The organism is Mesorhizobium sp. M0437, assembly GCF_040321335.1.
In the GTDB taxonomy this organism is placed as follows: Bacteria; Pseudomonadota; Alphaproteobacteria; order Rhizobiales; family Rhizobiaceae; genus Mesorhizobium.
In genome coordinates this window covers 33,192-47,947 of sequence record NZ_JAMYRK010000045.1, presented here as the reverse complement: position 1 = coordinate 47,947, position 14,756 = coordinate 33,192, and the positions used below count along the sequence as shown (strand labels likewise).

Here is a 14,756-nt window from a genome sequence, read left to right as displayed (position 1 = left end):
CCCCGGCCCCCCGCCGCGGCGGGGGGGGGGCACACCGGCGGGGCGGCCGGCGGCGGCCTGCACGACTTCATGTATGGCCAGCTCGATCCGCGCAGCGACGGCGTCGTCAGGCCCGGCCTGTTCGACCAGATCTTCGACGACACCGTAGCGAAAGTGCCGGAGGGCGAACGCGCCAATTTCCTCGCCCAAAAGCAGGCATTGCGGCTGGCCGGCTCGGCGCGCATGGCCGCGCAGCAGCACGCGCGGCGCCAGAACTATGAGCAGGCCGAGTGGAGCAAGGTCGAGGACGGCTACACAAGCGCCATCGCGCAGGGCGACCCGGACGATAGCGGCACGTTCGAGGCGATCAGGCAGAGCGGGCGCGACCTGATCGGCAAGATGGGCAACCCGGTGGCCCGCCAGGCCGCCGAGGCTGCCTGGCGCAGCAACACGGCAAAGGCGCTCGCCGACGCGATGATCGCCAAGGACCCGAAGCGTGCTGCGGAGGTGCTGGGGACTGGGCCGGTCTCAACGGACGGCAGGACTAAGGACGATACCATCGAAGCTGTGGGCGGACCTCGGGCGAGTGGGTCCAGCGTGCTGGCGACGCGCGAAGCGCCCGTAGGTGGCCTTCCGTCCGACGAAACACCTATCCGCACGGGTTCCGTGGGGCCCGTCGGAAATACGGCTTGGGCTGCCGCAGGACCCTGGATTGCCGACTTGTCGCCGGACACGGTTCAGGATCTCGGCCAGAAGGCGCAGGTAGCGACTGTGGCAAGCCTGGTCGATGCGCGCACGAACATCGACATCGCCTTGCAGAACGCGCCGGCTGCCATTGCCAATACCGGCAGCTATTCTGGCAAGACACCGGGTGCCGAAGACTTCACTGCCGTGTACGGCGCCGAAGATGGCGGCAAGCGTCTCCAAGCCTTCGACATAACGGCTGATATCGGCCGCGCGGTTTTCGACATGCGACCCGTCCCGAACCAGGCGATACACGCCCAGATTCGGGATTTTGAACCCGGCCCCTACGGCTCGCCGGAAGAGCGGGAGCAATATGAGATAAGGGCCGGCGCCGCGCAATTGGTGCTGGGTGCCAGGCGCGCCGATCCCGCCGGTTACGTCGGCCAACTGTTCCCGAACCATGCTCCGGACTGGGATAAGATCACAGCTCTTGAGGATTATAAGGCTGCCGTCACCTGGGCCGTCGCTGCTCAGCAGGAGTTGGGCTTCGACCGAATACTGCCAATGCCCTGGGCTGTAGCTGGCCAGCAGGCGGCGAAATACATCGACCAAGGCGTGCCGTTCGAAAAGCGCCTTGCCAAGTTGAGTTCGATCGTCCTGGCGGTTCGCGATCCTGATGCCCGCAAGGCGACAACCCAACAGATTTCTGTGGCGGCGGAAGCCCTCGGCACCGGCTTAAGCGGATATGGCCTGGCGGAGAGTTTGTTCGGTTTGCTGGGCTGGGCAAGCGTTGGCGCGGCGGCAGAGAACGGCTTGATCGGTCTTGCTGCCCGAACTGGCGTCGGGGGTGTGGCGGGTGGCACTTATGGCGGGGCATACGCCTTCAAGACAGGACAGAGCGTCCCCCGGGGAATTGCCAACGGCGCGCTTTGGGGGGCGGGCGGCAATGTCCTTGCCGAAGGGCTCAGTGCAGTTGGCAGCCAGGTGTTGGCAAGGCTTGCCGGGCGTTCTGCGAATGCTAAACCTGATATCGTACTGGATAGTGGGGCTCCCCCGGTTTCTGTCAATGCAGAAGAGATTCCGATCTCGACCGGCAAGGCCCGAGAAATAAGGAGGCCCTATACGCATTTGGAAGATCCTCCCAACGTTGCGTCCGGCAAGGATCCAACAAAGAAGCAGAGGATAGCTATTTTCGAGGAAAATAAAAGGGTGAATGATGGAATTTTGAGATCGGATGAGAGTGGTATAGAAATAATTCCAGCAAAGAAAAGCAAAAGATGCGTAACTCCTCCAAAAAATGAAGCTCATATCGATCACATAGATCCGGTTAATCCCGCTGGCAAGACAAAATCGTCAGGATCAAATAGCTACAAAAATCTTCGTCTTACGGCTGGGTTTGAGAATATAGAAAAATCGAACAAATAGGTGACATATGACCGAATGGAAGTTCGAAAATCCAAAAAACACAGCCGTTATTTCGACTCGGAAGATATTTAGGGGGGGCGGCTGGATTGCGTATGTGTCACATGATGATGACGGCGACGATAATGAGTCGTGGCAATTCTACGGAAATGAAGCTGAAGTTGATCAAGATGACCTAATTTTAGTGGCCTTGGTCGAGGTGGTCGAGCTTGATGGAACTGTTGCACAGTTGGCGGATTTGCCGTTAGGCTGGCGTGCGTGGCGCGATACAAAGTCTTCGCCATGGAAGCGCGACAAAATCACCTAAACACATTCTGAATGGTAGCGGAGTTTACTCTGCTTTGACCCGGTGAAAGTAAAAAAAGGCGTTACTCCTCCGCCAACGAATCACAGTTTGATCACATCGATCCGCTTATTCCAGTTGATCCGACAAAGACTCCCGGATCGAATAGTTACACCCAATGCAAGGATGGTTGCAAGAATTCGAAACAGAGAAAGTGGAACAAATAGGCGCTGTGATGACTAAATGGAAGTTTGAAGACCCCAGAACGTAGCTGTTTTTGTAAACAGGAAAGCTATACGCAATGGTAGGTGGGTTGCTCGCGTCGTGCATGATGATGATGACGGATCATGGCAGTTTCACGCGGATGAATCCGAAGATTTCGATGAAAGCGATATTATGATCATAAGCCTGAAAAATATGGTTGAAAAAGACAAGACTATTATGCAGTTGGCTGATTTACCTTACGGCTGGTATGCTTGGCGCGAGACAAAAACCTCGCCATGGAGGCGAGGCAAAACCCTCGACGAACACCCAGAATCGGAGCGGAGTTAGTTTCGACTTCCAATTGTAACGGTTGACATGGGTGATTGCGACGCTGAGCGGCGGAGCCGACAGCGGTGCAAGAAACCGGGGCGTCACTTCGCACGGAGCGTTCTGGCAAGGACCAATCAGCCCACGGGCCGGAATATGGATGTGTCTCACGAGAAAGCGCTGGCCGACGGGGGGCAGATCACCTCTCAAACATCACGCATCGTGCGAGAGCAGATCATATTAAACACCATGGCGATGCAGGAGACTATGCTCGCTGGGCAAGAAGAAGATGGCTCAAGCAAGAAATGAAAGGGAACACAAGTGGTCGAGAGAAATTATAGCGACGTCAAACCCGACTTGACCAGCGTCACCCGCTTGCCGTCGACTGACAAAAGCACAGGCGATGAAGAGCTTGATGCTGCACGTCTGGAAGCCCTGAAAATATCTTGATTTCTATGATTGGGTTTCAGACATCAAGGGGGAATACCTTGGATACGGGGCCGACGGCATAACCTATATTTTTCTCTTCGAGATTGTTCCGGGCAGGCCGGAAGTTGACCCATGGATATGGGTAATCGTCGGCGATGTGCCCCCGACATATCTGCCGGCGGTAGACGCCAAGACTCCATACGAGGCGCTGGATGGATATATCGGCGCCATGGAAGAGTGGGTCGAAGCTGCGCGACGGGGGACTCGGTGGCAGATCTAATCCCGGTCAACGTGCCGCCTAGCCCAGCCAACGCCGAAATGTTGGATAGCCGTCTCAAATTTCTCGACGAAAGGGTGTTGCCGGAACTTCGAGAGTGATCGGCTGCCGCTTGTCGGCAAGCGCCGTCAGTTCCTTGACGAGAACGTGCTTTCGTTGCTCCCGAAGTGATGTACTGGCGTGCTCCGTGGCTCGTCGCGGATGCAAGCCCGGCACTCGGTTCGACCGGATCAGCACTGGCGCAATCACACTGGTGAGTGCGCACGCCGGAAATGGCGACCAGGCACGCAACGTGCCGTCGGTCTGATTGTGGTCACGATCCTGGCTTATGGCCTGCTAACCGCCGAGCGGTCAGTTTGGCGGTGCCTCCTGGATCGCCTCCTGTTTAAGATGAAGGATTGACCTGTTGCGCACAGACACTTTTCCGACCATGGCAAGGATCGCTTTTCTGCTTACCTTGGCCGGCGTCCTCCTGCTCGCGCTTTCGCCGGTGCGCTTCCTGCAGGAGTTGGACATGGGCTTCACCTTCCACCATGACAAGCTCAACCACGCCGCGGCGTTCGCCGTGCTGGCGGCGCTTGGAAGCCTCGGCTGGCCGGAGCACAAGACGAGGCTGGTCGTACTCCTCGCTCTTACCGGCGCGGCGATCGAGCTGCTTCAGGGCGCCCAGCTGATCGCGCGCGATATGGATATCCTCGACTGGGTCGCCGACTGCGCCGGCATGGCCTGTGGGCTGGCGGCCATGGGCGGCACAAGAAGGCTGATTGGCGGATTGCTGTAGCCCTTGACCGCGTTGCCGCTCTCCGTCCGGAAAATGTAAATCGCCGGCTGCGCCGGATAGCGCGGTGTCCGGCCGCGTAGCTTAAGTCTCCCACCGACAGCACCGAACCCCCTTCCAGCCTCGCTTATGCGGGGCTTTTTTTTATGGAGCAAGCCCTCATGTCCCGACCTGCAACTGCCGCCGTTCGTCTCCTGACCGGCGAACGCGAACCCGTGCGCCTCGCAACCACGGCCGACATCCTCCTGCACGGCCTGCAGGCCATCGACGGCGTGCCGACCGAAATCGGCGACCGCGTGCTGGTCAAGGACCAGGCCGACCCGACGCAGAACGGCATCTACACGGCGAGCGAAGGCGACTGGTTCCGCGCCGCCGACGCCCGTTCTACGCGCACCCTGCAGAAGGGCACGACCGTTCACACCCAGGTCGGGTCGGTCAACGCCGACCGCGTGTTCGAGTTCACGGCCGACGAGCCGGCCATCGGCGCCGATGCCATCACCATCGCCGCATCCGTTCCGCCCGACATCGCCGATGTGGTCGAAGAGGTCGAAGCGCTGCGCGATGAAACCCAGGCCTTGAAGGATGCTGCCGCTGCCAGCGCCGGCCAGGCAACCGCCAGTGCTGCCGCTTCCGCCGCGAATGCCGGACAAACCACAGCCGACCGGGCTGCCACCAATTCCGATGCCGTCGCGGCCGCGGCCGCCGTCATCAGCGCTCAGGCTGCACGCGACGCTTCGCTCTACGGCAAGGGCATTTTCCCGACGACTGCGGCGGCAATCGGCTTCGGCGTCGCCGGCAACGGTGCGATCACGCCAGGCTCCGGCGGCGCCAACGGCACGTTCGACCTGGCGTTTACCGGCGGGACCGGTTCGGGCGCTGCCGGCCGCTTCGTCGTGGCGGGCGGCGCGCTGACGCAGATACTGATCACGGCGCCGGGCTCCTACACAGTGGCGCCGACGTTGAGCTTTGCGGCGTCGGCAGGGCTGGCCGGCGCCGCCGCCGCGGCGGTGCTGGGCAGGAATGTCGATGTCGGCGAGTATTTCTGGACGGAGGTCAGCGCCGGCATTGTGGGGCTTCACAGCGTCGGGACAGGCCCGATTGCCGTCGATACGGGTATTCGTGCGTCACCGGCGGAAATTGCCCTGATCAGCTCGCGGGCGATTGGGCCGGTTCCGATCACTGGTTCTGTCGGCGGCACGCTGATTACCAACGACAGCGTCTATTTCTGGCCTGGATCGGTGTCTGCGGCCGATGAATATCTCTCGACCTTGGAGCTTGGATTCGGCGCCGTGCCAGGGACAGCCCATATTGTCTTCGCCCACCTCGAGGGCGACGGGACGCTTAGCCTTGTTTCCGAGCAAACGATATCCGTTCCAGCCGGCCCGTCGTCAGTTGTTTCGGGACTCGCGATTCTGAAGCCGGCCGGGAGCGTCATGGGCGTCCAGCGCACTGGAGTTGGCAGCTGGTACTATACTGCCGGGGCAATTCCGAACGGTGGAGTCGAGTGGTTCACAGCGGTGGTACCGACCTCGCATACTGCCAAGACCATAGGCGCGGCAAATGGCCCGCAGTGGAAGGCGACCTTCACCGGCGAAGTCGCCGTCAAGGCGCGCGCTGCCTATTCCACGGCAAACGGTCTCGTTTCCGCTGTCGGCATTAGCCAGGAAATCGGCTGGCCGGCGCTGGTCAACACCGGGTCGGACGTTCCGGGCAGCTACAGCGTCATCATGCAGACGCCAGCGCCGGCCGACGGCTATATTACAGCGGTCGAAGTTGGCGCTGGCGCTGGCGCCGGCGCTGCGCTCATTCATGTAGTGGACTATCTCGGCGGGTTGGTGGTCAACGTCCTAAGCACATATGCGGTGACGCTGATCAACGGGGTCGCCCATATTCCGCTGGGTATCCCAATCCCAGCCGGCAAATATCCGGCGATCAGCGGCGGCGCCTATAAGTTTCAAAACAGCGTCAACCCGCAAGGCATCCCGGCATGGATCAAGGCAGGCGCACTGTCGCTTGGCGCGACCGTAGCATCGTCCGCCCAGCATCGATATGAGCTTCGCTTTACGATCAAAACCGGTCTGCTCGCCGATGCCGACCGCGCCTTGACCCGGGGCGGCGGTAATGACGGCATGAATCTGCTGGCTGGCGCAGATCCGAATGGCGTCGTTGATGCGACCGCGCTGTTTGCGTCGGCGACCGCCGCTCATCCTAATCCCTATGTGCCGCCTGGGAATTTCGCTTTGACGGCCATTCCTGCATCTGGCGACGGTTTTTGGGGACCTGGCAAGCCGGCCGTCAACGGTAAGCGCTTCTTCATTCCGCGCCAGCCGTCGCTGCAAAATCTTTATGACGGCTTTCGCGCGAAGATGGCCGAACATATTGCCAACAACGATGTGTTCTGCCTGATCGCCGATAGCATCGGCCTTTGGGCACTTGCCAGCGACGGGCCGAAACACTGGTTCAACCTGGTTACCCGCTTTACCAATATCGGCATTGCCGACGATGAACCGGGCATGACTGCTTTGCGGCCAAGCTCTACCTACGTTCCGACCTTCTATGGCGTCACTGTCGCCGGCAGCGTGTCGACAGGGTCGCGCGGGCCGATCGGCGAGAGCATCATCCTAGCGGCCGGCGCGACCCTGTCGTTCACCGGCGCCTATGAACAGGTCGACGTCCACTACACCCAGGACGCAGCCCAGGGCTCACTTGCCTTTGCCTTCGACGGCGGCGCGGCCTATAAAACCGTCAATTGCGCCGGCGCCCTGGCGCTTGACCGATATTCGGGGCCGTCGCTCACCGCGCAGGCGGCAAGCGGCAATTACACTCTTACGGCTGTCGGCGGTCCTGTCGAGATTATCGGGCTCATCAGGCTTGGCGTCAAGGCGGCCGGCTCGCGTCCGCGCCTGCGCACCTTGCGCGCGGCACACGGCAGCTATGCCTTCTCGTCATTCAACACTGCGCGTCTTACATCGGCCGCCGCTCAATGCGGCTACGCCGGCGGCAAGATCGTGCCCATCCTGGCGCTCGGCATCAATGACAGCTTTGGCACGCCGCCAGCCACGATATCGGCAAACATCGCAACAATCATCAACGCGCTGGAAGCGGCCGCTGCACCGCGTATCCTTGTCATGCCGCCGACGCGGCCTTCGGCGGCATGGGATGCAAGCTACACCGGCGGCCGAACTTATGACGCCGCTCTCGGCGCAATCCGACAGACCTACAGGTCCCGGAACGTGCTGACCATCCCGATCGACGGCTTCGATTACATCAACTCTGGGAACTACCAAGAGGGGTTGCATTTCAACGATGCCGGCCATGACGGCAATGCGCTGCGCTTCATCGAACAAGTTGCGGAGCGGGGATAGCCCAATGCCATCTGCTATTCAGCACAAGGGCGAAATCGGCACGCAGCCGCGAAATCCCGGTTCCTGACGGCGACATTGAGGGTCTCATTGAGGTCTGGGCAGGCGGCGCCGTAGTCGACGCTGGACGCCGTTCGCAGGCAATGGCAGGATGAGGTCGGCGGGGGCTATCCTTGGAGGATTGTCCCATGGCGCATGCCGGCAGCATCATCGACATCTATGATGACTATTACGCCGATGGAAAAGTAGCCGCAAAACGGGACATAGCTTCGAACCAGTCGGTCGGGCACATCGAAGCGATCATTCAAGGCCAGTTCTTCGACAGGATTCTTGACATCGGGGCGGGCGAAGGTGCGGTGCTGGATAAGCTGAACAGGAAGGGGCTCGGTAAGAAGCTTGGCGCCGTCGAGATTTCGAAGAGCGGCGTCGAAGCTATCAAGGCAAGAAAAATCGCCAAACTGGCCAGCATCGACGTATTCGACGGCTATCACATCCCTCATCCCGACAAGTCGTTCGATCTCGGGCTTGCCATTCACGTCGTCGAACACGTCGAACACGAACGGATGTTTCTCAGGGAGGCGGCTCGGGTCTGCAAGAAGCTGTATATCGAAGTGCCTTTGGAGCATACGCGAGATCTCAGCAAGGCCATTCGGATGTCAGGGCCGTATGGGCATATCAACTTCTACACAACCCAAACGTTTGAAAACCTTCTCAAAACGTCCGGGCTGAAGGTCGAACGGCTAAAGGTTTTTGCGCACGACCTCGCCTATGAACAGCACCTGGCTGGCGAAAAAAAAGGATGGGTAAAACACAGACTGCGGACCGAATTTCTCAGGTTTGCACCCAAGATGGCGATGCGCAGCATGGCCTACATGGCCGGAGCTCTGTGCTTAAGTCGCTGATCTAGCGGCAGCGCCGCCGATTTGCTTTGCAGGATTACCGCCAACCATACTAAAGGGCGGCACGTCTTTTGTGACGACAGACCCCGCACCAACGACCGATCCCTTGCCGATCGTTACGCCCTTGAGAATGATGACGTTGAAACCGATAAAGACGCTGTCTTCAATCTTCACTGGCGCAATGGTGATCTTTGACCAGTCCTTTTTTCTCTGATGCCAGTCGGCGATATCTTCCTTGCGGTCTTGCCAACCCGTCGCGTGTGAGTTGTGATCGACGACTGTGGTACCCCAACTAATGATCACGTCATCCCCGATTTCGATCCTCGCAGCTGCGACGAGGTGGCTCTTGCCGATATAGGATCTTTTTCCCACGGTGATCTTTGCATCAGCGCGATCGAAGGAAAAGACGCCGTTGATGATGCATTCTTCGCCGATCGCATGCTTGCCTCGCCGCAAACTGCGGACGCTCCGCAAACTTAGCTTCGTCGCGCGACCGGAGTTGATGCCGGCTAGGCGGTAGAGGAATGATGGAACGAATGGCATATCAGTTACGGTCGAAGTGCGGCTTGGACAACCTCTCAGCGAAAGGCTGCGATTGCTCAAAGAATCTGAAATGCTTCCAATGTTGGTGTACCCCTTCGAAGAATGCCGGCGCCGCGTCTTCGAGGTCAGTATCAAGGATTATGGGTGGGATTAGTTGCCCTTCGGCTAACTGAACCGACAGCCGAAGTTGGCTGTTCGCAATAAGCAGGTCAGTCTCCATCATCCATGCGACTCCTCACGGCCTAGCTATTGCGACAAGCGGCGGCGGTTTGCAAGCTTGCAAACGCGCGTGTCCGCCAGTCTGGAGGCCATTTGAAAATCGCCGAAAAGTTCGTCAGAAGAATTGCTCTGCGAGGCCGCTCGGGATGCTGTGCGCACCAACAATGGCACAGCAGGCCGACCAGAAATCCTATAGCTGGGAAGTATTTCGGAATTGTCAGGGTCATCGCCGACGCGGACCTGCCGCGGGCGGAGCCGCTACCGTCTGCTGTCCTGCGGTTTCTGATGCAGGTCCTGGCTTTTCGACCACCAGACAAAATACAGCGAGCCCATCTTCATCACAGGCACGCGGCGGTCGCGTTCCCTGGCCCGCAACTCACGATAGGTCTTCATCTTCAGAGTGCCGCCAGGCAACCTGATACGCACTGCCATCGGTCCAACTCCCGTTGTGCAACGCAGCAATTTTCGTGCAATGCGGTAAGTAGAGACCTTCCGTTACGGGAGAGTCAACAGCAGGATCATCAACTTATTTTGCAAGCTGGCCGGCGGAGGTCGGGGCGGGCTTCCCAGGCGCATGGCAGCCGAAAAAATTCATGCGTCACCCTGGCGACTGATCGTCAACCAGGCGCTGGCGGTTCGACCACCAGGTGAAATAGATCCGGCCGATCTTGACGACGGGTATGCGGCGGGCGCGTTCGCGTTCGCGCAATTCGCGGTACACCTTCACCTTCAGCGTGCCGCCCGGCATTCTGATACGCACTGCCATCGCTTCCGCCGCCCCAAATTGTGCAATGCAGCATCAGAGACCTTCCGCTGCGGAAGAGTCAATGCCTGCCCGCTGACTATTTCTGGGACTAGTCGAGCGGCTTTGAGGTTTTGGCGCGCACGGCGGTTCCTGATCACCGAGGCGGCATGCCCAGTCGGGATCGTCGGGTGCGCGGGCTATTTCCTGGGCGAGGATTTTCTGGGCGAGGATGGGCGATCGGACACGCCGCTCGGCCACCAGATGACGAAGTAATTGCCGACCTGCCAAACCGGCACCTCGCGGTTCTGCTCGCGGCGCCGCAGCTCGCTCCTTTTCTTGATCTTCAAGGTGCCGCCCGGAAGCCTGATTCTTATCGTCACGTGTCCTCCCGCTAAAGCTACGAACGATAGACGGGAACAGTTTCATCCCGGCTAGGCAATTTCATCCAGGCCAAGCAATTTCGGGGCCGAAAACGCAGCGCGCCTGACCGCAGCGATATCGCCGGAACCGGCTTCATTTGAAGAAATCCGCAATGCCGTTGATGGCCAGCACCGCATAGACGATCGGTCCGGCGATAAACGCACAATAGAGACAGAGGATCGCCGCCAGCACCGCGAGCAACGGCTTGTCGCGAGCGACGGCGCGGAGCTCGGACTTCACCGACCAGCGTGCCGCAGCGGTTTGTTCATCATCAGACATGTGCACCATCCCGCGGCCATTTCACACGGCGGGTCGAAAACATCAACCTTCCTTGCCACATCGGCGCGGGCTGCCGCCAAATTCTGCTTTGCCGCCGCGCATCTGCTTTTTCAACCTCAAAACCTTGCCCGCGAGGGCGGAAAGGACTGCCCATGGACATGACGTTCAGGGGCGCCGCCAGGCGCCTCGATGATATAGACTTGCCGAAACTCGGTGCCCGGATCGGCGTCGGCGAGGACGAGATGCACGCGTTCCTCGATGTCGAGACCAGCGGGCACGGCTTCGACGCCGTTGGCCGGCCGGTCATCCTGTTCGAACCGCACGTCTTCTACCGCAACCTGTCGGGTGCCAAGCGGGCACAAGCGGTAGCCGCCGGCCTCGCTTATCCGAAGTGGGGCGCAAAGCCCTATCCCAGGGATAGCTACCCACGGCTCAGGGCAGCTTGTGCGATCGACGAAACCGCGGCGCTCAAATCCGCTTCGTGGGGCTTGGGCCAGGTCCTCGGCGAGAATTTCAAGGCGGCAGGCTTCCTTACCGTGCAGGCGATGGCCGAGGCGATGATGGCGGACGAGGCGCTGCAGCTCGGCGCGGCGATCGATTTCATCGTCGAGAAGCGGCTCGACGACAATCTGCGCAATCATGACTGGTCGGGATTCGCCAAGGGCTACAACGGCGCCGGCTATCGCAAGAACGCCTACGATACCAGGCTTGCCGAGGCCTATCGCAAATGGTCGCGCATCAAGGACACGCCCTGGCCGTCTGCCGGTCCGGTGTCATCGGCGGTCACCCCTGCAGTCCCGCCAGAGCCCGCCAAGCCAATTGCCGTTCCACAAGCGACCGCTACGCCCTCTGGGCCTCCCGTGGCTGTCGCCAGGCCCGGCTTCTGGGCAGCGCTGATCGCCGCCATCCTCAAATTATCAGCCATCCTCAAGCTATTCGGAAGGAAATGACATGTGGACCCGGATCAAGAGCTTTTTCCGCGACAGCGAGACAATATTCTGGGCGCGGCTTCAGGCGGCCATCGGCGTCATCGCGACTATCGTCACCTATGTCGACCCGCAGGTTCTTTCGCCGGTCGTTCCGGGGGAATGGTTCCCCTGGTTTCTTGTGATCAACGGCGTTTTGACCGAGTTCCTGCGCCGCCGCCGCGCGGAGGACTTGTGATGGCAGCGCTTCTCAGCATTCTCAGCGCCATCATCGGCAACAGGGTCGTCATGACGGCATTCGCTGCTGTGGCGGGCGGCATCGGCCTTTACGTTGCCGGCGGCATCAACCGGGCGAGGAAGGAGGCGGTCAAACAGGCAGAGGCAAAAGTCGCGGCCGCCGAGGATCGTCTGGAAATGAGGCGCGAGGCCGCCGCCGAAGAGCGCAAGGCCGCCGGCATGGCCGATGCGGCAGCAAGGGCGGAGGCTGAGAAATGGGCAAGGCGCTGATCCTCTGCGTGGTGCTCGCCGGCTGCACGACAACCGCGCCGGCCGGCAATCCGCGCCAGGTCTGGCGCGACCACAACCAGCCGCGCCGGCCATCCTCCCCGGTCGTTGCCGCCATGAGCCGGCCCGAGCTCGACGAGATGAACGCCTTCAACGGGCAGGGCGCCAGATGGTGCGGGTGGACGCCATGATGCACGAATTGCTCGACGTCCTGGGCATCAAGGCGCCGGTGTTGGTCGCCGGCCTGTCCGGCGGCATTTTGCGGGCCTTGTCGCGCCATCGCTACAAGGTCCGCGAAATGGTGGCCTCGCCGATCTGCGGCGCGCTGGCGGCGGCCTATCTGACGCTGCCGGTCGTGCATTATTTCCGCGCCGCCGGCCTGCCCATTCCTTCTCCGGACGACGACACCACGACGCTGGCCGCGGCGTTCCTCATCGGCGTCTCGGCGATGTGGATCTCGGACATCGTCTTCGAGGTTATCGTGCGCCGGTTCGGGCCGGTGAAGGAGGAATAAGCCGCCCAAGCCCGCCGAAATAGTGACGTTCAGTTGGAGCCCGCCGCGCCGAAAGGTGCGGCGGGCTTTTTGCATTTTTGCTCGCATTCTGTACGATCTTTCTTTCGCGACAGGGCGGCTCGATCCGGCGCTGCCCGACCAAGATGCGCGTTAGGCATGGGAGATGGTGTCATGCTTGCCAAGGTCCAGACACAAGCGGCAGTCCTGACAGCCGGGGCGCTTCTGTTTGCCGCAACGGCCGACGCGCGGCCGGACAGCCGCGCGATGAGATGCGAACAGACGCAGCTTCTGATCCAGAGGCATCGCTCTGTCGTGCTCACCACCGGCCAGAACACCTACGACCGTTACGTCCGCCAATTCGGCAATGAATGCGACTGGCCGCAGGTGCCGCGCGCCGCGTATATCAAGACGCGTGACGGTCAATGTCTGGTCTATCGCTGCCAGGAGCCGCTCTTCGACCTCCCGAATTGAAAGCAGGCGGCGGCTCATTCCTCGTCGAAAGGGCCACCTTCGCGTGCGAGATCGCGCGAAATGACACGTTCATCCGTATCGTCCGGCAAGGCCTCGTCGCTGTCCTGGTAAGCGTTATCGTCGTCCTCCTCCGGCAGTTCGCCGCTCTTCTCGACGTCATAGCGAATATCGCCGTTTTGCGGCACGCCGTCAGGGAGGATTCTCCCGCTCCGGATGGCATCCCAGTCCTGCTGCTGGATCGTCGGGCTCTCCGTCTCGTCGTCGGTTCGTTCTTTGCTGCGCGGTTCCATCGCCGGTTCTCCATAATGTCAGCGGCCCTGAATTGGCTCAGTGGTTGAACTCATAAGTCTGGCAGCCGGTTCCGGGCCGCTGCGGTCCGCGCGCATTGCCGCACGACGGAACCAATCGCGCCGGCCCGCCTTCACATTCAGAAGATACTGGCGCGAAAGGAGCTCGACATGAGACCGCTCATTTTCTTGCCGTACATGTTGGGTGCGCTGCTGCTGGCGGTGCCGGCGGCCGCGCAGCCGGGCGAACAGGCGCAATCCGACCGCTGCAAAGTCGAGCCGCCGGACCAGAACAGCCAACAGCAGAAGCCGGCCGGCAACAATTTGTCCGATACGCTCGAGCCATGCGGTGGGGTCCTGAAGCCGCCGCCAACGGGCGATCAGGGCATGGCGGCGCCACCGCCGGATGAGGGCAAGACCCCGGTGATCAAGCCCGGCGAGGTGCCGCCACAGCCGCCAAAGCAGTAGCAGCGACGAGCGGCAACTTCGCGCCGCTCGCGCCGGCAGGTTTGTTGCACTCGCTGAGGAACATTAGCTTGTCCTAAATGTTATTTCAGACGCAGTAGATATCACCCCCCTCCGGTATCGCTGCTGATCGGGAAACCGATCGGCCCGCGTCTTGCGACGCGGGCCACCGCAAGCTCATTCGCAATCCATTCGCCGCATCGCGCGGGCACTTCACCGCTGTTCGATTAGCCGCCACTTACGGAACAACAAGGTGGCGTGGGCGTTTGCCTAGAGGGTTCGCCGCTTCGACCGGAATGCCGCGTCGCAATTGTAAGGGCGAGGCCCGTAACAACAGGAGTAGACGATGAAAATCCACCTTGTTCCTGCTGCGGCGGGATTGGCGTTGCTTGCCGGCGTCGGCGTGGCCACCGCGGACCAGGTGATTGTCACGCCCAAACAGCAGACGGTCATCCGCGAATACGTCCACAAGCACCCGCTGGCGTCGATCAGTCTTCTGGGGGTGGAGCTCAATATCGGTTCCATGTTGCCCGATACGGTCGAGCTGCAACCGATCGATGTTCCAGACGTGCGGTACAGATACGTCGTCGTCGGCAATCGCACCGTGCTCGTCGACCCAGACACCCGCAAGATCGTGCAGGTCATCGAGTGATCGGCGTTGCCAAACCGCGAACCGGATTTGGAAGGTCATGGCCTAAATTATCAAATGAGAGCTCCATCCCGAGCGATCGGGATGGAG

The 14,756-nt window shown here is 60.6% G+C and carries 19 protein-coding genes and 1 pseudogene; 14 read left to right on the top strand and 6 right to left on the bottom strand.

Annotated features, from left to right (window positions below; translation table 11 throughout):
* The 6 genes and pseudogenes from NKI72_RS24020 to NKI72_RS23995 all read left to right on the top strand — a co-directional run.
* Nucleotides 1–2,088: pseudogene (locus tag NKI72_RS24020) on the top strand (hypothetical protein); the annotation flags it as partial.
* Between the two features lie 7 nt (nt 2,089–2,095).
* A complete protein-coding gene (locus tag NKI72_RS24015; protein WP_352472061.1) occupies nt 2,096–2,392 on the top strand; it encodes a hypothetical protein in 297 nt (98 codons plus the stop codon).
* Nucleotides 2,393–2,692: 300 nt separating this feature from the next.
* On the top strand, nt 2,693–2,920 hold the full coding sequence (locus NKI72_RS24010; protein ID WP_352708486.1) for a hypothetical protein: 228 nt from the start codon (nt 2,693–2,695) through the stop codon (nt 2,918–2,920).
* A 1,091-nt stretch (nt 2,921–4,011) separates the two neighbouring features.
* A complete protein-coding gene (locus NKI72_RS24005; RefSeq protein ID WP_348625922.1) occupies nt 4,012–4,386 on the top strand; it encodes a hypothetical protein in 375 nt (124 codons plus the stop codon).
* Between the two features lie 158 nt (nt 4,387–4,544).
* Nucleotides 4,545–7,748 carry an SGNH/GDSL hydrolase family protein gene (locus NKI72_RS24000; RefSeq protein ID WP_352851029.1) on the top strand — a complete coding sequence of 1,068 codons (3,204 nt, stop codon included), beginning with the start codon at nt 4,545–4,547 and terminating at the stop codon, nt 7,746–7,748.
* 185 nt (nt 7,749–7,933) lie between these two features.
* On the top strand, nt 7,934–8,647 hold the full coding sequence (locus tag NKI72_RS23995) for a class I SAM-dependent methyltransferase (protein ID WP_352819314.1): 714 nt from the start codon (nt 7,934–7,936) through the stop codon (nt 8,645–8,647).
* Here the strand turns inward: NKI72_RS23995 and NKI72_RS23990 are convergent.
* The 5 genes from NKI72_RS23990 to NKI72_RS23970 all read right to left on the bottom strand — a co-directional run bounded on the left by NKI72_RS23990 (nt 8,636) and on the right by NKI72_RS23970 (nt 10,850).
* Nucleotides 8,636–9,100: an acyltransferase gene (locus NKI72_RS23990; protein WP_352851028.1), complete on the bottom strand. Its 465-nt coding sequence runs from the start codon at nt 9,098–9,100 to the stop codon at nt 8,636–8,638. The genes NKI72_RS23995 and NKI72_RS23990 overlap by 12 nt on opposite strands.
* Nucleotides 9,101–9,664: 564 nt before the next feature.
* On the bottom strand, nt 9,665–9,838 hold the full coding sequence (locus tag NKI72_RS23985; protein WP_352465314.1) for a hypothetical protein: 174 nt from the start codon (nt 9,836–9,838) through the stop codon (nt 9,665–9,667).
* A 166-nt stretch (nt 9,839–10,004) separates the two neighbouring features.
* Entirely contained in the window at nt 10,005–10,172 is a 168-nt protein-coding gene (locus NKI72_RS23980; protein ID WP_352835187.1) for a hypothetical protein, read from the bottom strand.
* A 176-nt stretch (nt 10,173–10,348) separates the two neighbouring features.
* The gene (locus tag NKI72_RS23975; protein ID WP_352491000.1) at nt 10,349–10,531 is read right to left on the bottom strand and encodes a hypothetical protein; all 183 of its coding nucleotides are present in this window, start codon (nt 10,529–10,531) and stop codon (nt 10,349–10,351) included.
* Nucleotides 10,532–10,664: 133 nt separating this feature from the next.
* Nucleotides 10,665–10,850, bottom strand: coding sequence for a hypothetical protein (locus NKI72_RS23970; RefSeq protein ID WP_352474196.1), 186 nt, complete (start codon nt 10,848–10,850; stop codon nt 10,665–10,667).
* A gap of 152 nt (nt 10,851–11,002) precedes the next feature.
* Here NKI72_RS23970 and NKI72_RS23965 point away from each other — a divergent pair, with 152 nt between their 5' ends.
* From NKI72_RS23965 to NKI72_RS23940, 6 genes are all read left to right on the top strand, one after another.
* On the top strand, nt 11,003–11,800 hold the full coding sequence (locus NKI72_RS23965; protein WP_352851027.1) for an N-acetylmuramidase family protein: 798 nt from the start codon (nt 11,003–11,005) through the stop codon (nt 11,798–11,800).
* 1 nt (nt 11,801) lies between these two features.
* Entirely contained in the window at nt 11,802–12,014 is a 213-nt protein-coding gene (locus NKI72_RS23960) for a hypothetical protein (protein ID WP_352474200.1), read from the top strand.
* On the top strand, nt 12,014–12,283 hold the full coding sequence (locus NKI72_RS23955) for a hypothetical protein (protein WP_352773023.1): 270 nt from the start codon (nt 12,014–12,016) through the stop codon (nt 12,281–12,283). Before NKI72_RS23960 ends, NKI72_RS23955 begins: the two co-directional genes overlap by 1 nt.
* On the top strand, nt 12,268–12,471 hold the full coding sequence (locus tag NKI72_RS23950; protein ID WP_352851026.1) for a hypothetical protein: 204 nt from the start codon (nt 12,268–12,270) through the stop codon (nt 12,469–12,471). The genes NKI72_RS23955 and NKI72_RS23950 overlap by 16 nt, the downstream gene beginning before the upstream one ends.
* A complete protein-coding gene (locus NKI72_RS23945) occupies nt 12,471–12,794 on the top strand; it encodes a hypothetical protein (protein WP_036245970.1) in 324 nt (107 codons plus the stop codon). The genes NKI72_RS23950 and NKI72_RS23945 overlap by 1 nt, the downstream gene beginning before the upstream one ends.
* 171 nt (nt 12,795–12,965) lie before the next feature.
* The gene (locus NKI72_RS23940; protein ID WP_352851025.1) at nt 12,966–13,265 is read left to right on the top strand and encodes a hypothetical protein; all 300 of its coding nucleotides are present in this window, start codon (nt 12,966–12,968) and stop codon (nt 13,263–13,265) included.
* A gap of 14 nt (nt 13,266–13,279) precedes the next feature.
* On the opposite strand, the gene NKI72_RS23935 is transcribed toward NKI72_RS23940, so the two are convergent.
* Nucleotides 13,280–13,555 carry a hypothetical protein gene (locus NKI72_RS23935; protein WP_352474207.1) on the bottom strand — a complete coding sequence of 92 codons (276 nt, stop codon included), beginning with the start codon at nt 13,553–13,555 and terminating at the stop codon, nt 13,280–13,282.
* A 168-nt stretch (nt 13,556–13,723) separates the two neighbouring features.
* On the opposite strand from NKI72_RS23935, the gene NKI72_RS23930 reads away from it, so the two are divergent.
* Both NKI72_RS23930 and NKI72_RS23925 read left to right on the top strand, forming a co-directional pair.
* The gene (locus NKI72_RS23930; protein ID WP_352474209.1) at nt 13,724–14,020 is read left to right on the top strand and encodes a hypothetical protein; all 297 of its coding nucleotides are present in this window, start codon (nt 13,724–13,726) and stop codon (nt 14,018–14,020) included.
* A 343-nt stretch (nt 14,021–14,363) separates the two neighbouring features.
* Nucleotides 14,364–14,669, top strand: coding sequence for a DUF1236 domain-containing protein (locus NKI72_RS23925; RefSeq protein WP_352851024.1), 306 nt, complete (start codon nt 14,364–14,366; stop codon nt 14,667–14,669).
* Nucleotides 14,670–14,756 lie beyond the last annotated feature (87 nt).

Excerpts from the sequence above, each read along its gene's own strand:
- NKI72_RS24015 (WP_352472061.1), top strand. The coding sequence starts at position 2,096 with ATGACCGAATGGAAGTTCGAAAATCCAAAAAACACAGCCGTTATTTCG.
- NKI72_RS24000 (WP_352851029.1), top strand. The coding sequence starts at position 4,545 with ATGTCCCGACCTGCAACTGCCGCCGTTCGTCTCCTGACCGGCGAACGC.
- NKI72_RS23995 (WP_352819314.1), top strand. The coding sequence starts at position 7,934 with ATGGCGCATGCCGGCAGCATCATCGACATCTATGATGACTATTACGCC.
- NKI72_RS23985 (WP_352465314.1), bottom strand. The coding sequence starts at position 9,838 with ATGGCAGTGCGTATCAGGTTGCCTGGCGGCACTCTGAAGATGAAGACC.
- NKI72_RS23980 (WP_352835187.1), bottom strand. The coding sequence starts at position 10,172 with ATGGCAGTGCGTATCAGAATGCCGGGCGGCACGCTGAAGGTGAAGGTG.
- NKI72_RS23970 (WP_352474196.1), bottom strand. The coding sequence starts at position 10,850 with ATGTCTGATGATGAACAAACCGCTGCGGCACGCTGGTCGGTGAAGTCC.
- NKI72_RS23965 (WP_352851027.1), top strand. The coding sequence starts at position 11,003 with ATGGACATGACGTTCAGGGGCGCCGCCAGGCGCCTCGATGATATAGAC.
- NKI72_RS23960 (WP_352474200.1), top strand. The coding sequence starts at position 11,802 with ATGTGGACCCGGATCAAGAGCTTTTTCCGCGACAGCGAGACAATATTC.
- NKI72_RS23955 (WP_352773023.1), top strand. The coding sequence starts at position 12,014 with ATGGCAGCGCTTCTCAGCATTCTCAGCGCCATCATCGGCAACAGGGTC.
- NKI72_RS23950 (WP_352851026.1), top strand. The coding sequence starts at position 12,268 with ATGGGCAAGGCGCTGATCCTCTGCGTGGTGCTCGCCGGCTGCACGACA.
- NKI72_RS23945 (WP_036245970.1), top strand. The coding sequence starts at position 12,471 with ATGCACGAATTGCTCGACGTCCTGGGCATCAAGGCGCCGGTGTTGGTC.
- NKI72_RS23940 (WP_352851025.1), top strand. The coding sequence starts at position 12,966 with ATGCTTGCCAAGGTCCAGACACAAGCGGCAGTCCTGACAGCCGGGGCG.
- NKI72_RS23935 (WP_352474207.1), bottom strand. The coding sequence starts at position 13,555 with ATGGAACCGCGCAGCAAAGAACGAACCGACGACGAGACGGAGAGCCCG.
- NKI72_RS23930 (WP_352474209.1), top strand. The coding sequence starts at position 13,724 with ATGAGACCGCTCATTTTCTTGCCGTACATGTTGGGTGCGCTGCTGCTG.
- NKI72_RS23925 (WP_352851024.1), top strand. The coding sequence starts at position 14,364 with ATGAAAATCCACCTTGTTCCTGCTGCGGCGGGATTGGCGTTGCTTGCC.